At 70.5% G+C, this 18,603-nt stretch carries 15 protein-coding genes; 8 read left to right on the top strand and 7 right to left on the bottom strand.

Annotated features, from left to right (window positions below; genetic code table 11):
* Position 1: 1 nt before the first annotated feature.
* A complete protein-coding gene (gene sucC, locus ACZ4TR_RS08605) occupies positions 2–1,147 on the bottom strand; it encodes an ADP-forming succinate--CoA ligase subunit beta (RefSeq protein WP_465286444.1) in 1,146 nt (381 codons plus the stop codon).
* 283 nt (positions 1,148–1,430) lie between these two features.
* On the opposite strand from sucC, the gene ACZ4TR_RS08610 reads away from it, so the two are divergent.
* The 4 genes from ACZ4TR_RS08610 (at position 1,431) to ACZ4TR_RS08625 (ending at position 8,017) form a co-directional block, all read left to right on the top strand.
* A complete protein-coding gene (locus ACZ4TR_RS08610) occupies positions 1,431–3,167 on the top strand; it encodes a thiamine pyrophosphate-binding protein (protein ID WP_465286445.1) in 1,737 nt (578 codons plus the stop codon).
* A gap of 11 nt (positions 3,168–3,178) precedes the next feature.
* Complete coding sequence (frc, locus tag ACZ4TR_RS08615) at positions 3,179–4,408, top strand: formyl-CoA transferase (RefSeq protein WP_465286446.1); 1,230 nt, start codon at positions 3,179–3,181, stop codon at positions 4,406–4,408.
* Entirely contained in the window at positions 4,409–6,535 is a 2,127-nt protein-coding gene (locus ACZ4TR_RS08620; protein ID WP_465286447.1) for an acetate--CoA ligase family protein, read from the top strand.
* 102 nt (positions 6,536–6,637) lie between these two features.
* Positions 6,638–8,017, top strand: coding sequence for an OFA family MFS transporter (locus ACZ4TR_RS08625; RefSeq protein WP_364620583.1), 1,380 nt, complete (start codon positions 6,638–6,640; stop codon positions 8,015–8,017).
* Between the two features lie 31 nt (positions 8,018–8,048).
* Here the strand turns inward: ACZ4TR_RS08625 and ACZ4TR_RS08630 are convergent, their stop codons facing one another.
* Complete coding sequence (locus ACZ4TR_RS08630) at positions 8,049–8,786, bottom strand: GntR family transcriptional regulator (protein ID WP_364522216.1); 738 nt, start codon at positions 8,784–8,786, stop codon at positions 8,049–8,051.
* 185 nt (positions 8,787–8,971) lie between these two features.
* Between ACZ4TR_RS08630 and ACZ4TR_RS08635 the strand changes: the two genes are divergently transcribed.
* Genes ACZ4TR_RS08635 through ACZ4TR_RS08650 form a run of 4 tightly spaced genes read left to right on the top strand, consistent with a single transcriptional unit; the run spans position 8,972 to position 14,508 of the window.
* Positions 8,972–9,967: a 2-dehydropantoate 2-reductase gene (locus tag ACZ4TR_RS08635; protein WP_364522218.1), complete on the top strand. Its 996-nt coding sequence runs from the start codon at positions 8,972–8,974 to the stop codon at positions 9,965–9,967.
* Between the two features lie 13 nt (positions 9,968–9,980).
* The gene (locus ACZ4TR_RS08640) at positions 9,981–11,900 is read left to right on the top strand and encodes a molybdopterin oxidoreductase family protein (RefSeq protein WP_465286448.1); all 1,920 of its coding nucleotides are present in this window, start codon (positions 9,981–9,983) and stop codon (positions 11,898–11,900) included.
* Between the two features lie 2 nt (positions 11,901–11,902).
* Positions 11,903–13,648 carry an NAD(P)H-dependent oxidoreductase subunit E gene (locus ACZ4TR_RS08645; protein ID WP_465286449.1) on the top strand — a complete coding sequence of 582 codons (1,746 nt, stop codon included), beginning with the start codon at positions 11,903–11,905 and terminating at the stop codon, positions 13,646–13,648.
* Complete coding sequence (locus tag ACZ4TR_RS08650) at positions 13,645–14,508, top strand: 2Fe-2S iron-sulfur cluster-binding protein (RefSeq protein WP_465286450.1); 864 nt, start codon at positions 13,645–13,647, stop codon at positions 14,506–14,508. The genes ACZ4TR_RS08645 and ACZ4TR_RS08650 overlap by 4 nt, the downstream gene beginning before the upstream one ends.
* Position 14,509: 1 nt before the next feature.
* Here the strand turns inward: ACZ4TR_RS08650 and ACZ4TR_RS08655 are convergent, their stop codons facing one another.
* The 5 genes from ACZ4TR_RS08655 to ACZ4TR_RS08675 all read right to left on the bottom strand — a co-directional run bounded on the left by ACZ4TR_RS08655 (position 14,510) and on the right by ACZ4TR_RS08675 (position 18,535).
* On the bottom strand, positions 14,510–15,178 hold the full coding sequence (locus ACZ4TR_RS08655; RefSeq protein WP_465286451.1) for a response regulator: 669 nt from the start codon (positions 15,176–15,178) through the stop codon (positions 14,510–14,512).
* Positions 15,175–16,368 (bottom strand): sensor histidine kinase, encoded by a 1,194-nt coding sequence (locus ACZ4TR_RS08660; RefSeq protein ID WP_465286452.1) that lies wholly within the window; start codon positions 16,366–16,368, stop codon positions 15,175–15,177. The genes ACZ4TR_RS08655 and ACZ4TR_RS08660 overlap by 4 nt, the downstream gene beginning before the upstream one ends.
* Positions 16,369–16,409: 41 nt before the next feature.
* Positions 16,410–17,195, bottom strand: coding sequence for an ABC transporter permease (locus ACZ4TR_RS08665; protein WP_465286453.1), 786 nt, complete (start codon positions 17,193–17,195; stop codon positions 16,410–16,412).
* Positions 17,192–18,115, bottom strand: a complete 924-nt coding sequence (locus tag ACZ4TR_RS08670) for an ABC transporter ATP-binding protein (RefSeq protein WP_465286454.1) — start codon at positions 18,113–18,115, stop codon at positions 17,192–17,194. Before ACZ4TR_RS08670 ends, ACZ4TR_RS08665 begins: the two co-directional genes overlap by 4 nt.
* Positions 18,116–18,244: 129 nt before the next feature.
* Positions 18,245–18,535, bottom strand: a complete 291-nt coding sequence (locus tag ACZ4TR_RS08675; RefSeq protein ID WP_465286455.1) for a barstar family protein — start codon at positions 18,533–18,535, stop codon at positions 18,245–18,247.
* Positions 18,536–18,603: the final 68 nt, after the last annotated feature.

The following is an 18,603-nucleotide window of genomic DNA, read 5'->3' on the forward strand; positions in this document are numbered from 1 at the left end:
CTCAGACCTCCGCGATCGCGAGCTTCGCCGCCTCGCGGGCGGCGTCGTCCATGGTGGCCACCACGGTGACCAGGGGGTGGGCGGCTTCGGCGAGGATCCGCCGGCCTTCGGTGACGTTGTTCCCGTCGAGGCGGACGACCAGGGGCTTGGTGGCGCGGGCACCCAGGATCTCCAGCGAGCGCACGATCCCGGTCGCCACGGCGTCGCACGCGGTGATCCCGCCGAAGACGTTGACGAACACGCTGCGCACCTGCGGGTCGCCCAGGATCACGGTCAGGCCGTCGACCATCACCTGCGCCGACGCGCCGCCGCCGATGTCGAGGAAGTTCGCCGGCCCGCGCGCGCCGGCTTCCGCGGCGGCGGCGGCCACGACGTCCAGAGTGGACATGACGAGGCCGGCGCCGTTGCCGATCACGCCGATGTCGCCGTCGAGCTTGACGTAGTTGAGGCCCCGGGAACGCGCCTCCCGCTCCAGCGGGTCGCCGTCGTGGGGGTCCTCGAAGGACGCGGAGCGCCGGAAGGAAGCGTTGTCGTCCAGGGTGATCTTGCCGTCGAGGGCGACGATCCCCGTCGAAGTGCTGGCGAGGGGATTGACCTCGACGAGCGTGCAGTCCTCGGCGACGAACACGTCCCACAGCTTCTCGACGACGCCGGCGATCTCGCCGCGGACGTCGGCGGGGAACCCGGCGGCCACCGCCGCCGAGTCGACGCCGGCGAGCGGGTCGACCGGCACGCGCACCAGGGCGTCCGGCCGCGACGCCGCGACCTCCTCGATCTCCATCCCGCCTTCGGTCGACGCCATGGCGAGGAACGTCCGCCCGGCGCGGTCGAGCAGGAAGGAGACGTAGTACTCGTCGGCGATCTCGCTGGCTTCGGTCACCAGGACGCGGTGCACGGTGTGGCCCTTGATGTCCATGCCGAGGATGTCGTCGGCGGCCTGCTCGGCGTCGTCGGCTGTATGCACTGCGCGGACACCACCCGCCTTACCGCGGCCTCCCGTCTTGACCTGGGCCTTGACCACGACCGGACCGCCGAGTTCGGCGGCCGCGGACCGGGCCGCGGCGGGATCGGCGGCGACGCGGCCTCGGGGGACGGGTACGCCGTGCTTCTCGAAGAGGTCTCGGGCTTCGTGTTCGAAGAGGTCCATGCGGGGGCGTCCTTTCCGCGGCGGGGCTGGGCAAGGAGGTCCGCCGTGTCCGGGCACGGAGTGGCGGTCCGCGGGGCCGGGTCGAAGCGCCGGAAAAACCCTGCGGATGGCCCTGGACACGGGCTGCTTGAGGAGTGACTATATGCCTACCCCATACGGTATGCAATCTACAGTCTGCCGCGAAGAGGCCGCTGACCTCGACGGACAGGGGGCGGCGGCGAGCGGACCGGAGTACGGAGCGCCGGACAAGAGAGATCCGGCGGCGGACCAGAGGAGTTGAGCAATGGCGCTGACCACGACCGGCACCACCGCGGGGGAGAGTGCCCGAGCGACGAACGGCGCCGAGCCCGCGCCGGCCGAAATATCGGGCGGCCACCTGGTGGCGAAGGCTCTCAAGGCCGAAGGCGTCGACACCATCTTCACCTTGTGCGGCGGCCACATCATCGACATCTACGACGGCTGCGTCGACGAAGGCATCCAGGTCATCGACGTCCGGCACGAGCAGGTCGCCGCCCACGCGGCCGACGGCTACGCGCGGATCACCGGCAAGCCCGGCTGCGCGGTGGTCACCGCCGGCCCCGGCACGACCGACGCCGTCACCGGGGTCGCGAACGCCCTGCGGGCGGAGAGCCCGATGCTGCTCATCGGCGGCCAAGGTGCCCTCATCCAGCACAAGATGGGGTCCCTGCAGGACCTTCCGCACGTGGACATGATGACGCCGATCACCAAGTTCGCCGCCACCGTGCCGCACACCGCGCGCGTCGCCGACCTGGTCTCGATGGCGTTCCGCGAGGCCTACGCCGGCGCGCCCGGACCGTCGTTCCTGGAGATCCCGCGCGACGTCCTCGACGCGCGCGTACCGCTGGAGCAGGCCCGCATCCCGGAAGCCGGCCGCTACCGCGCGTCGACGAAGAACGCCGGCGACCCCGCCGACATCGAGAAACTCGCCGACCTGCTGGTGCACGCCAAGAAGCCGGCCATCCTGCTCGGCAGCCAGGTCTGGACCACGCGGGCCACCGAGCCGGCCGTCGACCTGGTGCGCACGCTGAACATCCCGGCGTACATGAACGGCGCCGGCCGTGGCACGCTGCCGCCGGGCGACCCGCACCACTTCCAGCTCTCGCGCCGGTACGCCTTCGACAACGCCGACGTCATCATCATCGTCGGCACCCCCTTCGACTTCCGGATGGGCTACGGCAAGCGGCTGTCGAAGGACGCCACCGTCGTCCAGATCGACCTCGACTACCGCACGGTCGGCAAGAACCGCGACATCGACCTCGGCATCGTCGGCGACGCCGGGCAGGTGCTGGCCGCCGTCGCGCAGGCCGCGTCCGGCCGTGGTGACAACGGCGCCGTCGCCCGCAAGGTCTGGCTGGAAGAACTGCAGGCCGTCGAGGAGAAGGCGAAGCAGAAGCGGCTGCCGCTGCAGCACTCCGACGCGAGCCCCATCCACCCGTACCGGCTGGTGCACGAGATCAACGAGTTCCTCACCGAGGACTCCATCTACATCGGCGACGGCGGCGACATCGTCACCTTCTCCGGCCAGGTCGTGCAGCCCAAGTCGCCCGGCCACTGGATGGACCCCGGCCCACTCGGGACGCTCGGCGTCGGCATCCCGTTCGTGCTGGCCGCCAAGCACGCCCGGCCGGACAAGGAGGTCGTCGCGCTCTTCGGCGACGGCGCGTTCAGCCTCACCGGCTGGGACTTCGAGACGCTGGTGCGGTTCAACCTGCCGTTCGTCGGGATCGTCGGCAACAACTCGTCGATGAACCAGATCCGCTACGGCCAGGCCGCGAAGTACGGCCTGCCGCGCGAACGCGTCGGCAACACCCTCGGCGACGTCCGCTACGACGAGTTCGCGCGGATGCTCGGTGGCCACGGCGAAGAGGTCCGCGACCCCGCCGACATCGCCCCGGCGCTGCAGCGGGCCCGCGAATCCGGCAAGCCGTCGCTGATCAACGTCTGGGTCGATCCCGACGTGTACGCCCCCGGAACCATGAACCAGACCATGTACAAGTGAGCGGAGGCCACATGGGTAAGGCACTGGAGGGCGTGCGCGTCCTCGACATGACGCACGTGCAGTCCGGACCGTCCTCGACGCAGCTGCTGGCCTGGCTCGGCGCGGACGTGATCAAGCTGGAGACCCCCGGCCGGGGCGACATCACGCGCGGCCAGCTGCGCGACCTGCCCGGCGTGGACAGCCTCTACTTCACGATGCTGAACGCCAACAAGCGCAGCATCACGCTCAACATGAAGTCCGACGAGGGCAAGGAGGTCTTCGAGAAGCTCGTGTCCGGAGTGGACATCCTGGTCGAGAACTTCGGCCCGGGCGTCGTCGACCGGTTCGGCTACCCCTGGGACAAGCTCTCCGCGCTCAACCCGCGGCTGATCTACGCCTCCATCAAGGGGTTCGGGCCCGGTCGTTACGCCGACTTCAAGGCCTACGAGGTGATCGCGCAGGCCATGGGCGGCGCGATGAGCACCACCGGCTTCGAGGACGGCCCGCCGACCGCGACCGGCGCCCAGATCGGCGACTCCGGCACCGGCATCCACCTGGTGGCCGCCATCCTCGCCGCGCTGTTCCAGCGGACGTCCACCGGCCGCGGCCAGCGCGTCCAGGTCGCCATGCAGGACGCCGTGCTCAACCTCTGCCGGGTGAAGCTGCGCGACCAGCAGCGCCTGGCGCACGGGCCGCTCGGCGAGTACCCGAACGACCAGTTCGGCGACGAGGTCCCGCGCTCGGGCAACGCCTCCGGCGGCGGCCAGCCCGGCTGGGCGGTCAAGTGCGCACCGGGCGGGCCGAACGACTACATCTACGTGATCGTCCAGCCACCCGGCTGGGCCCCGCTCGCCCGGCTGATCGGCAAGGACGAGCTGGCCGAGGACCCGGCGTGGGCGACCCCCGAGGTCCGCCTGTCCAAGCTGGACAAGATGTTCGCGCTCGTGGAGGAGTGGACCGAGAAGCACTCCAAGTGGGAAGTGATGGAGAAGCTGAACGCGCACAACATCCCGTGCGGCCCGATCCTGTCCACGAAGGAACTGATCGAGGACGACACCCTGGCCGAGCTCGGCTCGGTCGTCGAGGTGCCCCACCCGGAGCGCGGCAGCTTCAAGACCGTCGGCTGCCCGCTCAAGCTGTCCGACTCGCCGGTCGAGATCGAGCGGTCGCCGCTGCTGGGCGAGCACAACGACGAGGTGCTGGCGGAACTCGGCTACGGCGAAGCCGAGCTCGAGAAGTTCCGCGCGGCGGGGGTGATCTGAGTGGTGGATCGGGCAGCGGTCGAGAAGATCCTCGACCGGGCGGCCGCCGACGGCCGGTCCTCGCTGACCGCGCCCGAGGGGCGTGCGGTCTGCGAGGCCTACGGCATCCCGACCCCGGCCGAGCGGCTGGCGACCACGGCGCACGAAGCCGTGGCCCAAGCCGAAGAGATCGGCCTGCCGGTCGTGCTCAAGATCGTCTCGCCCGACATCCTGCACAAGACCGAGGCCGGCGGCGTGCTCGTCGGCCTGGAGGACGCCGAAGCGGTGAAGGCGGGCTTCACGAAGATCGTCGACAACGCCAAGGCGTACGACGCCGGCGCGCGGATCCTCGGTGTGCAGGTGCAGCAGATGCTCACCGAAGGCCAGGAGGTGATCATCGGCTCGGTCACCGACCGGACCTTCGGGAAGATCGTCGCGTTCGGTCTCGGCGGTGTCCTGGTCGAGGTGCTCAAGGACGTCACCTTCCGGCTGGCGCCGACCAGCGCCGAGGAAGCGCTTTCGATGATCGACGGCATCCAGGCCGCGGAGATCCTGCGCGGGGTCCGCGGTGCCGAGCCGGTCGACCGCGACGCTCTCGCCGCGGTCATCACCGGGCTCGGGCAGCTGGTCGCGGACTTCCCGCAGCTGTCCGAAGTGGACCTCAACCCGGTCCTCGCGACGGCGACCGGTGCCACCGCCGTCGACGTCCGGATCCTGGTCGACCCGGACGCGGCGAAGGAGCCGATCCGGTTCACCCAGGAAGAGATCCTCGCCTCGATGAACCGGATCATGAAGCCGGCGTCGATCGCGGTGATCGGCGCGTCGGCCGAGGCCGGCAAGATCGGCAACTCGGTGATGAAGAACCTGGTCAACGGCGGCTACGCGGGGGAGATCCACCCCATCAACCCCAAGGCCACCGAGATCCTCGACCGCAAGGCCTACGCCAGCATCACCGACGTGCCCGGTGACGTCGACGTCGCGGTGTTCGCCATCCCGGCGAAGTTCGTCCCCGCGGCACTGGAAGAGGTCGGCAAGAAGGGCGCGGCCGGCGCGATCCTCATTCCCTCCGGCTTCGGCGAGACCGGCAACATCGAGCTGCAGGACGAGGTCGTCGCGATCGCGCGCAAGCACGGCGTGCGCATCCTCGGGCCGAACATCTACGGCTACTACTACACGCCGGAGAACCTGTCGGCGACATTCTGCACGCCGTACGACGTCAAAGGTGGCGTCGCCCTGTCCTCGCAGAGCGGTGGGATCGGGATGGCGATCCTCGGGTTCAGCCGCTCGGCGAAGATGGGCGTGTCCTCGATCGTCGGCGTAGGGAACAAGGCCGACATCGACGAGGACGACCTGCTCACCTTCTTCGAGCAGGACGAGAACACCGAGCTCATCGCCATGCACCTCGAAGACCTCAAGGACGGCCGGTCGTTCGCCGAGACGGCGAAACGGGTGTCACGGCGCAAGCCGGTCGTCGTGCTCAAGGCCGGGCGGACGTCGCAGGGTGCGAAGGCAGCCAGCTCGCACACCGGCGCACTGGCCGGCGACGACAAGGTCTACGACGACATCCTCCGCCAGAGCGGCGTGATCCGGGCCCCCGGGCTGAACGACATGCTCGAGTACGCCCGCGGCATCCCGCTGCTGCCGACGCCGAAGGGCGAGAACGTCGTCATCATCACCGGCGCCGGCGGCTCGGGTGTCCTGCTCTCGGACGCCTGCGTCGACAACGGGCTCGACCTGATGGAGATCCCGCCGGACCTCGACACGGCGTTCCGGAAGTTCATCCCGCCGTTCGGCGCGGCCGGCAACCCCGTCGACATCACCGGCGGCGAGCCACCTTCGACCTACCGCAACACGATCGCGCTGGGCCTCGAGGACGACCGCATCCACGCCCTGATCCTGGGCTACTGGCACACCATCGTCACCCCGCCGATGGTGTTCGCGGAGCTCGTCTCCGAAGTGGTCGAGGAGTACCGCGCGAAGGGCATCCACAAGCCCGTCGTCGCGTCGCTCTCCGGTGACGTCGAAGTCGAGGAGGCAAGCACCTACCTCTACGACCACGGGATCGTCGCCTATCCGTACACGACCGAAAAGCCTGTCGCCGTGCTCGGCGCGAAGTACCGCTGGGCGCGGGCCGCGGGACTGCTCTGAACGTCCTCCACAGGGGCTGGCCCATCGAGACGGAAAGGACGAAGATCCACCGCACGTCGGAATCAGAGGGACATGAGTCAACGGTGACGAAAGAGAACTCTTATGACCGCAGCGACCTATCAGGAGATCGTTGACGAGAACGGACGGGTATACCGAGTAGGCGAGAGCCCGCAGGACATCATGGGGCGCTCGCGGAGCTGGATGGTCTGGCTGCCCTGGATAGCCATGATGGCGGTCAGCGTCTTCGAGTACGGCTGGGGTGCGGTCGAAGGCACCCTGGAAGAGAAGTACGGCTGGTCGTTGTCGGACGCGTTCTGGCTGGCCAGCATCTGGGCCGTCTTCCAGGCCGGGGTGGCGTTCCCGGCCGGGCGGTTGCGGGAGAAGAACATCGTTTCGGCGAAGACGGCCATGCTGGCCGGCGCGGTGTGCAGCGGCATCGGCTACTTCACCATCTCGCACAGCGGCAGCCTGGCGGTGGCGTTCATCGGGTACTCCGTGCTCGGCGGCACCGGCGCCGGGCTGGTCTACGCCACCTGCATCAACATGGTCGGGAAGTGGTACCCCGAGAAGCGCGGGGCGAGGACGGGCTTCGTCAACGGCGGGTTCGCCTACGGCGCCGTCCCGTTCATCTACATCTTCGCGGCCTTCCTGACCCCGAGCAACTATTCGGTGATCCTCGACGTCATCGGCGTCTACATGCTGATCGTCGTCGGGGTGTGCGGGTTCCTGTTCAAGGACCCGCCGAAGAGCTGGTGGCCGAAGGAGGTCGACCCGAAGAACTGGGCGGCCAGCCGGCGGTCGAAGACGGGCGGCCTGGCCAAGAACCCGCCCGCGGTGAAGCAGTTCTCCCCGATGGAGGCGATCCGGACGGGCATGCTCCCGCTGATGTGGGTGTGCCTGGTGATCATCGGCGGGGTTTCGCTGTTCGGCATCAACTTCCAGGTGCCCTTCGCCAAGGAAAGCGGTTTCGGGGCGTTCGTTGCGGCGTCGTCGGCCGGTGTGCTGTCGATCGTGAACGGCACCGGCCGCGCCGTGGTCGGCTGGGTCTCGGACCGGATCGGCCGGCGGCAGACGCTCACCATCGTCCTGGTGATCGCCGGTGGTGCGCAGTTCGGCGTGATGTACGCCGGGAACACGCACAACCTGTTCCTGTTCATGGTGTTCGCGTTCCTGACCGGGTTCGGCGGCGGCGCCTTCTACCCGTTGTTCGCCGCGCTCGTGCCGGACTACTTCGGCGAGAACAACAACGCGTCGAACTACGGCCTGGTCTACAGCGCGAAACTGATCGGCGGCGTCGGCGGCGGCGGGCTCGCCGCGGGGGTCATCAGCGCGTGGGGCTACACCGGCGCGTACATCCTCGCCGGGTGCATCGCGCTCCTTTCGGCGGTGCTGACGCTGTTCCTGCGCCAGCCCGGCCGGACACGCCACCAGCTCGCCGAAACCGAGCTGGTGGCGCGACCCTCCGCCGCGGCGGGCGGTTAGTCCGGTTGCCTGCTCCCCGGTCCTGCCGAAATCAGGATCGGGGAGCTTCCGGACGTTCGTGGTAGGCCTGGCGGGTCCGTTCGGTGTGCTTGGCCATGATCTTCGAAGCGATCTCCGCGTCTTCCCTGGCGATGGCGGTGATCAGCTCCTCGTGTTCGTTCCACGCGTCCCGCCCGCGGGGCCGGGCGATCGGCGTGTAGTACCAGCGGACCCGGCGGTCGACGAGGCCGATCAGCTCGGCGAGCACGGCGTTCCCCGACAGCTGGGTGATGAACGCGTGGAGGGCGGCGTTGGCCGCCACGAGGCCTTCGGTGTCTTCGGCCTTGAGCGCGTCGAGCCCGGCCTTCTGGAGTTCCCAGAGCCGGTCGACGTCCGCCGGGGTGGCGTGTTCGGCGGCGAGCTTCGCGGAGTGCGTCTCCAGCACGCCGCGGACGCTCAGCAGCTGGTCGGCCTCCTCGTCGGTCGGCAGGTGCACGAACGCGCCCTGCGCGGGACGGAGGTCGACCCAGCCTTCGCTCTGCAGGCGCTGGAGCGCTTCGCGGACGGGCTGCCGGCTGACGCCGAGGTACTCGGCCAGGTCGGCTTCGACCAGGTGCTGCCCGGGCTCGAGCGTGCGGTTGATGATCAGCTCGGCGAGGGCCTCGTAGACCACCTGGCGCAGCGGGGCGGGCCGCTCGACGCGCTTGGCGGCGGTCGAGCTGAGCGAGCCCTTGGCCGTGCGGCGGCCGCTGGGACCGCGGTCTTGGAGCGGGGAAGCGGGCTGGCTCACGGGACACCTCGATAGGGAGAGGAACGCGAAGATCTTCGATCAGGATACAGGTTTTGGTATGCAAAATCCCAGAATCTCACCCTGTCGGGAGTTTCACGCAGTCCTCGACCACGAAAACCTGGTCCCGGAAGCGGATCCAGGATACTGTATGCAATCAGGTGCTGGACCGAAGTGGGAGGCACATCATGAAGGTGGCTGTTCTCGGGGCCGGGGCGATCGGCGCCTACGTCGGGGCCGCGCTGCACCGCGGCGGGACCGAAGTGCACCTGATCGCCCGGCGGGCCCACCTCGCCGCGATGCGCGAGCACGGCGTCCGGGTGCTCAGCCCGCGCGGCGACTTCACCGCACACCCGCACGTCACGGACGACCCGGCCGAAGTCGGCCCGGCCGACTTCGTCTTCCTCGGCCTCAAGGCCAACTCCTACGCCTCGTGCGCCCCGCTTCTCGCCCCGCTGCTCGGGCCGGACACCGCGATCGTGGCCGCGCAGAACGGCATCCCGTGGTGGTACTTCCACGGCCTGACCGGACATCCGCTCGAAGGGCGCCGCGTCGAGACGGTCGACCCGGGCGGTTCGGTGACCGCGGTGCTCGAGCTGCGGCGCGCGATCGGCTGCGTCGTCTACTGCTCCACGGTCATCGAAGAACCGGGCGTGATCCGGCACCTCGAAGGCACCCGGTTCTCCCTCGGCGAGCCGGACGGCGAGATCTCGGCGCGCTGCAAGGTGCTCAGCGCGGCGATGATCGCGGGCGGGCTCAAGGCGCCGGTCGAACCCGACCTGCGCAACGACATCTGGGTCAAGCTGATGGGCAACGTCGCCTTCAACCCGCTCTCGGCGCTGACCCGGGCGACCATGGCGCAGATGTGCGAGCACGACGACACGCGCGCGCTCGTGGCCACGATGATGACCGAGACCCTCGCCATCGCCCGCGCGGCCGGCAGCGACCCGGGCGTCTCGGTCGAAAAGCGCATCGACGGCGCCTGGCGCGTCGGCCACCACAAGACGTCGATGCTGCAGGACCTCGAAGCGGGCAAGCCCCTCGAGATCGACGCGATCATCGGGGCGGTCGTGGAGCTGGCCGGCCTCACCGGCGTGCCCGCGCCGGCCCTGCGGCACGTCCACGCCGCCATCTCGCTGCTCGACCACACCAGCAACCCGCCCGTCCCGGTCGGGGCGCACTGAACCGGAGGTGCCCGTGAAGCGCAGGAAGACCGAGCCGTACGTGCGGCTCACCCAGCCCTTGGTGCGCGACTCCGGCGTGCTGCGGCCGGCGACCTGGGAGGAGGCCCTCGACCGGGCCGCCGCCGGGATCCGCCGCACCCTGGAGCGCAAGGGCCCCGAAGCGTTCGGGATGTTCTCGTGCGCCCGCGCGACCAACGAGATGAACTACGTCGCGCAGAAGTTCACCCGCGCGGTGATCGGCACCAACAACGTCGACTCGTGCAACCGCACCTGCCACGCGCCGAGCGTCGCCGGCCTGGCCCGGGTGTTCGACAGCGGCGGCGGGACGTCGTCCTACCAGGAGATCGAGGACGCCGACGTCATCGTCATCTGGGGCGGCAACCCGCGCGAGGCCCACCCGATCTTCTTCCACCACGTGCTCAAGGCGGTCCACAAGGGAGCGAAGCTCTTCGTCGTCGACCCGCGCCGGACCAGCACCGGGAGCTGGGCGCACCGGCAGCTGCAGCTCGAGGTCGGCACCGACATCCCGCTGGCCCACGCGATCGCCCGCGAGATCATCCACTCCGGACTGGCGAACACGAAGTTCATCGAGCGGGCCACCGAAGGCTTCGCCGAGTTCGCGGCGTCGGTCGAGCCGTGGACCCTGGAGGTCGCGGAGAAGACCACCGGCGTCCCGGCCGAGCTGATCAGGGAGCTCGCGCACACCTACGCCCGCGCCGACCGCGGGCAGATGTCGTGGACACTCGGCATCACCGAGCACCACAACGGCACCGACAACGTGCTGTCGCTGATCAACCTCGCGCTGCTGGCCGGGCAGGTCGGCCGCTACGGCGCCGGGCTGAACCCGCTGCGCGGGCAGAACAACGTCCAGGGCGGCGGCGACATGGGCGCCATCCCGGACCGGCTGCCGGGCTTCCAGAACGTCCTCGACACCGGTGTCCGCGCGAAGTTCGACACCGCGTGGGGCTCGTCGATCCCGCCGCACAAGGGGCTCAACCTCACCCAGATGCTCGACGCGATGGAACGCGGCGATCTGACCTGCGTGTACATCATCGGCGAGAACCCGGTGCAGTCCGAAGCGGACTGTGAGCACACGATCAAGCGGCTGGCCACCGTGGACCACTTGGTGGTGCAGGACATCTTCCTCACCAAGACCGCGCAGCTGGCCGACGTCGTGCTGCCGGCGTCGGCGGCCTGGTGCGAGAGCGACGGCACGTTCACCAACTCCGAACGCCGGGTGCAGCGCGTCCGCAAGGCCCTCGAACCGCCGGAGGGCGCGCGCGACGACATCGAGCTGCTGTCGGAGCTGGCCCGCCGGCTCGGCCACGACTGGCACTACACCGGCGGCCAGGAGGTCTGGGACGAGCTGCGCTCGCTGTCGCCGATGCACGCCGGGATGTCCTACGCGCGGCTGGAAGAGCTCGGCGGCATCCAGTGGCCGTGCTACTCCGAAGACACCCTCGAGCCGACCTTCCTGCACGGCCGCCTGTGGGCCGACGACCCGGCCGAGCGTGGCCGCCCGGCGCCGTTCACCGTGCTCGAGCACAGCCCGCCGGTCGACCTGCTCACCGAGGAGTTCCCGATCCGGCTCACCACCGGGCGGCGGCTCGACTCGTACAACACCGGCGTCCAGTCCGCCGGGTTCCCCTCCCCGATGCGGCAGGGCGAGACCCTGGACCTCTGCCCGGAGGACGCGCGGTCGCTCGGCGTCGAGCCCGACGAGCTGGTCCGGATCTCGTCGCGGCGCGGGGAGATCGTCGCGCCGGTCCGGCTCGACACCGGGCTCAAACCGGGGCTGGCGTTCATGACCTTCCACTTCCCGGACGAGGTGGACGTCAACGTCATCACCATCGAGGCGACCTGCCCCATCGCCGGGACCGCCGAGTACAAGGCCGCGGCGATCCGCGTCGAGAAGCTGACCGCGGGAGTCTGACTATGGATCTCAAGCTCCTCGAGGCCGTCGCCACCCGCGAGGAACGCGCCGCCGTCGCCGGGTTCGCCGGCGGCGGCCGCGACCGGCTGTTGCCGGCCCTCCACGCGGTCAACGACCGGGTCGGCTGGATCAGCCAGGGCGCGCTCAACCTCATCTGCGAGACGCTGCACGTGCCACCCGCCGACGCGTACGGCGTGGCGAGCTTCTACTCGCTGTTCGCCCTGGAGGAGCGCCCGGAGCGGGTCGTGCACGTGTGCACCGACCTGGCCTGCCGGCTCAAGGGCTCCGACACCGTGTGCGACGTCCTCACCGAGCACGTCGGCGCCGCGGGGAAGGCGCGCGGCGGGGTCACGTGGCTGCGCAGCCCGTGCCTCGGCGTGTGCGAACGAGCCCCCGCGGCGCTGACGTTCCAGGCCGGCGACCCGGCGACCACCGAGCTGCTCGCGCCGGCGACCGGCGCGTCGGCCGTGCTGGCGGCGGGGCGGGAACCGTCCGCTTCGGACGGTGCCGCTCCGGTGATCCACCAACGGGAGGGGCTGCGGCTGCTGCGCCGGGTGGGCGTGGTCGATCCGGCCAGCTTGGACGACTACCGGGCGGCCGGTGGCTACGCGGCGCTGCGCACTGCCCTGCGCATGGGCGAGGCCGCGGTGATCCGCGAGGTCACCGATGCGGGGCTGCTGGGCCGGGGCGGGGCGGCGTTCCCGACCGGGCGCAAGTGGGCCGCCACGGCCGCCCAGCCCGCCGGGCCGCACTACCTGGTGTGCAACGCCGACGAGAGCGAGCCCGGCACGTTCAAGGACCGGGTGCTGCTCGAGGGCGACCCGTTCGCGCTGGTGGAGTCGATGACGATCGCCGCGTTCGCGATCGGCGCCCGCCGCGGTTACGTCTACCTGCGCGGGGAATACCCGCGGGCGCTGCGATTGCTGCGCAACGCGATCGACGTCTGCCGGGAGCGCGGGTTCCTCGGCGTGGACATCATGGGCCACGAGGGGTTCTCGTTCGACATCGAGATCCGGCGCGGCGCGGGTGCCTACATCTGCGGCGAGGAGACCGCGATCTTCAACTCGATCGAAGGCTTCCGCGGCGAACCCCGCACGAAACCGCCGTTCCCGGTCGAGAAGGGGTTGTTCGGCAAGCCGACCGTCGTGAACAACGTCGAAACGCTGGTGAACGTGCCGCTGATCCTCACCGAGGGCGCGGCCGCGTACCGGGCGATCGGCACCGAGGCCTCGGCCGGGCCGAAACTGTTCTGCCTGTCCGGGAACATCGAGCGGCCGGGCGTCTACGAGGTGCCGTTCGGCACTCCGTTGCGTGACCTGCTCGCTTTGGCCGGCGGCGTACCCGAGGGCCGCTCGCTGCGCGCGGTCCTGCTGGGCGGCGCGGCGGGCGGGTTCGTCCGGCCGGATGAGCTGGATCTGCCGCTGACTTTCGAGGACGCGCGGGCGGCGAAGACGACGCTCGGGTCGGGTGTCGTCCTGGTGCTGGACGACCTGGCCGACCTCGGCGGGTTCCTGCTGCGCATCGCGGAGTTCTTCCGCGACGAGTCGTGCGGTCAGTGCGTCCCGTGCCGGATCGGGACCGTGCGGCAGGAGGAGGCGATCCGGCGCGTTCTCGCGGCCGGTTCGGAGGAGCGTCCGCTGCTGCGCGAAGTGGGCGGGGTGATGCGGGACTCGTCGATCTGCGGCCTCGGCCAGACCGCGTGGAACGCCATCGAGTCGGCCATCGACCGGTTGGGAGCACTGCAGTGACCATTGTGGACATCGGAATTCCGCGCCGGCTGGTCGAGTTCACTGTGGACGGCTCGACCGTCCGCGTACCCGAAGGCTCGACGATCCTCGACGCGTGCACGGCGGCGGGCAAGGAAATCCCGACGTTGTGCTACGGCGACACTCTGGAACCGGCGAACGCCTGCCGCGTGTGCATGGTGGAGGTGGAGGGGTCGCGGACGCTGGTGCCGTCGTGCTCGCGCAAGGCCGAGCCGGGCATGGTGGTGCACACGGACTCGTCACGCACGCGCACGAGCCGCAAGGTCGTCCTGGAGCTGCTGGCGTCGGCGACGGACCTGTCGACGACTCCGGACGTCGACCGCTGGATGGCCGAAACGGGCGCGGATCCGGACCGTTTCGGCCCGGACGCGGCAACTGTCGCGCAACCGGCCTTGGTGGACAACGAGCTGTACGTCCGGGACTACGCGAAGTGCATCCTCTGCTACAAGTGCGTGGACGCGTGCGGTGACCAGTGGCAGAACTCGTTCGCGATCACGGTGGCCGGCCGCGGGTTCGACGCCCGGATCTCGACGGAGTTCTCGAACCCGCTGCCCGACAGCGCGTGCGTGTACTGCGGCAACTGCGTCGAGGTGTGCCCGACGGGGGCGCTGAGCTTCAAGCGCGAGTACGACAAGCGCGAGGACGGCACGTGGGACGAGTCCCGCCAGAAGGCGACGACGACCGTGTGCACGTTCTGCGGGGTCGGCTGCAACCTGACGCTGCACGTCCAGGACAACGAGATCGTCAAGGTGACGTCCCCGCACGACAGTTCGGTGACGCACGGGAACCTCTGCATCAAGGGCCGCTTCGGCTGGCAGCACGTCGAGAAGAAGAAGGACTAGCTCAGCGCGGCCGGACCAAGCCGGTTTCGTAGGCCAGGACCACGGCTTGGACCCGGTCGCGCAGCTCCAGCTTGCCGAGGATGCGCCCCACGTGCGTCTTCACGGTCGCTTCCGACAGCACCAGCTCGCCCGCGATCTCCGCGTTGGACAGCCCGGCGGCCACCTTCTCGAGCACCTCGAGTTCGCGTTCGGTGAGCCGGTGCAGGCCGCGGGCGGTCGGAGGACCGGCGTCCGGCGCGGGGTCGGGCAGCCGGTCGGCGACCGTGTCCAGCAGGCGGCGGGTGACGGTCGGCGCCACCACGGCGTCCCCGCGGGCGACCGCGCGGATCGCCGTGAGCAGGTCGTCGGGCGGCACGTTCTTCAGCAGAAACCCGCTGGCTCCCGCCTTCAACCCGGGGAAGGCGTATTCGTCGACGTCGAACGTGGTCAGGATGAGCACCCGGGAGCGGGGCGAGCCGCGCACGATCTCGCGGGTCGCGGTGATGCCGTCCACCCCGGGCATCCGCACGTCCATCAGCACGACGTCGGGGTCGAGCTCGGCCGTGCGGGCGACGGCCGCGGCGCCGTCGGCGGCTTCGCCGACCACCGTCAGGTCCGGCTGGGACTCCAGGACCAGCCGGAACCCCAGGCGCAGCAACGGTTCGTCGTCGACGAGCAGGATGGTGATCACGCGCCGCCCCCGAACGTCCCCAGCACTCGCCAGCCACCGCCGGGCCGTGGTCCGGCTTCGACGTCGCCGCCGGCGACGCTCGCGCGTTCCCGCATTCCGCTGAGCCCGTGCCCGCCGCCGGCGATCGGGACCGGCGCCGGGCGTCCGTCGTCGAGCACCTCGAGAGTCACCAGCGGCTCGTCGTAGGTGAGGTGGATCTTCGCCGACGCCGGGGCGACGGCGTGCTTGAGGACGTTGGTGAGCGCCTCCTGGGCGACGCGGTAGACCGCCAGCTCGGCGGTCGGCGGCAGCGGGAACCGGCGGCCGGACACCGTCCACGTCGCGGGCAGCCCGGTCGCCCGGACCTGGTTGACCAGTTCGTCAAGGGCGGCGATACCGGGCTGTGGCGCGCGGGGGCTGTCGTCGCCGTTGCTGCGCAGCACGGTGAGCAGCCGGTGCATTTCGTCCAGTGCCTGCCTTCCCGTCGCGGAGACGTGCTTCGCGGCCGCCTCCGCCTGGGCGCCGTTGGTGCGGGCGGCGAACGCGGCGCCGTCGGCGAGCGCGATCATCACCGAGAGGTTGTGCGCGATGATGTCGTGCATCTCGCGCGCGATGCGGGCCCGTTCCCGCGCGGCCGCGATCTGGCTTTCCTGGTCGCGTTCCCGTTCGGCCCGCACCGCCCGGTCGTGCAGCGACGCCAGGTACGCCCGGCGGGTCCGCACGTTGACCCCGAGCGCGAAGGCCGCGGTGACGATCGCGGTGGTGAACACCAGGCGCGCGAAGAACGTCCCGAGCCCGGTGTCCTCACCGATCCCCGCCGCGGTGAGCGCGGCGGCCGTTACCACCGCCGCCGCGACGCGGAACCGCTCGCGGTACGCGGCGACGGTGTAGACGGCGATCAGCACGGCGACCGTCGTCGGCGGGAACTGCGGCTCCAGCAGGTCCTGGGCCACACCGAGCGTGGCCGTGAACACGAGCACGGTCAGCGGGAACCGCCGCCGGAACCCCAGCGCCGCGACCAGCGCGAGCAAGACCACGGTGAGGTGGGGCCCGCTGGCGGACCCTTGCGCGCCGACGACGAGCGAAAGGCCGAGGAGGCCGCACGCCAGCAGGAGGTCGGCGGGCACCGGGTGCCGCCGCGCCCACGCGCGCAGCGGCTCGACGCCCGGCCACGCGGAGCGGAACCCGGGGGCGAGGGAGGTGTCGGTCACCCGCCCATCATCTCCTCCCGCGGGGCACCGAAGGCACGGTTTCAGACATCCCGCCGCTTCAGCACGACGGCAGCCGCGGCGAGCGCGACTACGACGTAACCGCAGAACCACGCGAAACCGGTCCAGGGGGCGAGGCTCAGCGCCGACGGCCGCACCGTGATCAACGCCTGCCCGGCGTTGCTGGGCAGGTACGGCACGACGTGCGGGATCCAGCTCTCGGGGAGCACGCCGGCCAGGCTCGGCACGATCATGACCAGGAAGACGAGCGCCGCGATGGCGCCGGCGGTGTGGCGGATCAGCCAGCCGAGCGCGACCCCGAGCAGCCCGACACCGGTCAGGTAGAGCCCGACCCCGGCCACCGCGCGGAAGACGCCGGGGTCGGCCAGGCTCGTCTCGATGTCCTGGGAAGAAAGGAAAGCCTGACCGCCGAGGAAAGCCGCGAAGGCCGCGACCTCGCCGACCACGAACGTCACCGCCGCGAACACGGCCGCCTTCGCCGCCAGCACCGGCGTCCGGGTGGGGACGGCGGAGAACGTCGAGCGGATCTGCCCGGTGGTGTACTCGCCGGAGACCACGAGCACGCCCAGGACGCCGAACGCGAGCTGGACCAGGACGTATCCCTGGATGCTCAGCGCGGTCGGCTCGAGGCGCGCCCGGCTCTGCTCGGTCATCACCGGCCAGCGGTCGGCGTCCAGTGCGCAGGTGAGCCAGCCCAGGCCGATCATGCCGACGAGGGCCGTGGTGACGGTGATCGGCGTGGACTGCAGGGAGCGGAACTTGACCCACTCCGAACTCGCCACGCGGGGAAAGGTGACGCCGGTCGTCATGCGGGGTGTCCTTCGGTTTCGTGGACGCGGTACTCCAGCGCGTCGTCGGTGAGCTCCATGAACGCCTCTTCGAGCGACGCCTCGACGGGCGCGAGCTCCTCGAGCGGGATCTGGTGGCGGCAGGCGAGCAGCCCGACCTCGGCGCTGCCGACGCCGTGCACCTCCAGGAGCCCGGGCGCGGTGCTGGTGACGTCGATCCCGGGGCCGGTGAGCAGTTCGCGCAGTTCGGCCGCGCGCGGGGTGCGGACCCGGACGACGTCGGCCGAGGCGCGGCTGATGAACTCGCGCACCGACGTCTCGGCGATGACCCGGCCGCGCCCGATCACCACGAGGTGGTCGGCGGTCAGCGCCATCTCGCTCATCAGGTGCGAGGAGACGAACACGGTGCGCCCTTCGGCGGCGAGGCGGCGCAGCAAGGTGCGGATCCACAGGATGCCCTGCGGGTCCAAGCCGTTGACGGGTTCGTCGAGGATCAGCGTGGCCGGGTCGCCGAGCAGGGCGGCGGCCATGCCGAGCCGTTGTCCCATGCCGAGCGAGAACCCGCCCGCCCGCTGGTGTGCGACGCCGGTCAGGCCGACCAGGTCGAGCACCTCCTCGACGCGTCGCCGTGGGATTCCGTTGGTGAGCGCCGAAGCCAGCAGGTGGTGGTAGGCCGACCGTCCCGGGTGGACGGCCTTGGCTTCGAGCAGCGCGCCCACTTCCCGCAGTGGCGCCGGATGGTCCGCGTACGCCTTGCCGTTGACCGTGACCGAGCCCGAGGTGGGCGCGTCGAGGCCCATGATCATCCGGATCGTGGTGGACTTCCCGGCCCCGTTCGGGCCGAGGAACCCGGTCACCGCACCGGGAACGACGGTGAACGTCGCCCCGTCCACCGCGGTCCGCCCGCCGTAGCGCTTGGACACCGCACGTGCCTCGATCATCTGACTCCCTTCGTCGCGGCCGAAGGTAGGCCGGGACGACGGCCGCATCGACCGGCTGAAGGGCGATCTTGACGCGCCACCGGTGCGACTCGCGGCGTAGGCGCTACGCCGGAGGTCGTAGGCGGGTGATCAGGCGAAGCGGACGGTGAACCGGTTCTCCGGTGAGTGCGCGGCGTCGTCGGCCATGACCTCCGTCATCAGCTGGGCGATCTTCGCGAACAGTTCCGCGCCGAGGTTCTCCTCGCTGACCGCGGCATCCGCCCAGACCAGCTCGACCGGCCGTTCGACGTCCCGGTACAGCCGATCCCAGAGCGCGTCGAGGTTCCGGCCGTAGTACGGCCCGAAGTCGAGGGGGCCGGCGAGCTGGTCGTGGAGGTCCGCCTCCGACCGGATGGCCTTCCCGTCGATGACGACGCGCACGGTCTTGTCCTTTCGGCAGCCGGGGAGTGCAGCGCCCAGGTTATCGGGCAGCAGGCCGTTGACCCCGG

This window comes from Amycolatopsis sp. NPDC028719, from assembly GCF_055565395.1.

Coding starts and splice junctions, on each gene's coding strand:
- sucC (WP_465286444.1), bottom strand. CDS start 1,147: ATGGACCTCTTCGAACACGAAGCCCGAGACCTCTTCGAGAAGCACGGC.
- ACZ4TR_RS08610 (WP_465286445.1), top strand. CDS start 1,431: ATGGCGCTGACCACGACCGGCACCACCGCGGGGGAGAGTGCCCGAGCG.
- frc (WP_465286446.1), top strand. CDS start 3,179: ATGGGTAAGGCACTGGAGGGCGTGCGCGTCCTCGACATGACGCACGTG.
- ACZ4TR_RS08625 (WP_364620583.1), top strand. CDS start 6,638: ATGACCGCAGCGACCTATCAGGAGATCGTTGACGAGAACGGACGGGTA.
- ACZ4TR_RS08635 (WP_364522218.1), top strand. CDS start 8,972: ATGAAGGTGGCTGTTCTCGGGGCCGGGGCGATCGGCGCCTACGTCGGG.
- ACZ4TR_RS08645 (WP_465286449.1), top strand. CDS start 11,903: ATGGATCTCAAGCTCCTCGAGGCCGTCGCCACCCGCGAGGAACGCGCC.
- ACZ4TR_RS08665 (WP_465286453.1), bottom strand. CDS start 17,195: ATGACGACCGGCGTCACCTTTCCCCGCGTGGCGAGTTCGGAGTGGGTC.
- ACZ4TR_RS08670 (WP_465286454.1), bottom strand. CDS start 18,115: ATGATCGAGGCACGTGCGGTGTCCAAGCGCTACGGCGGGCGGACCGCG.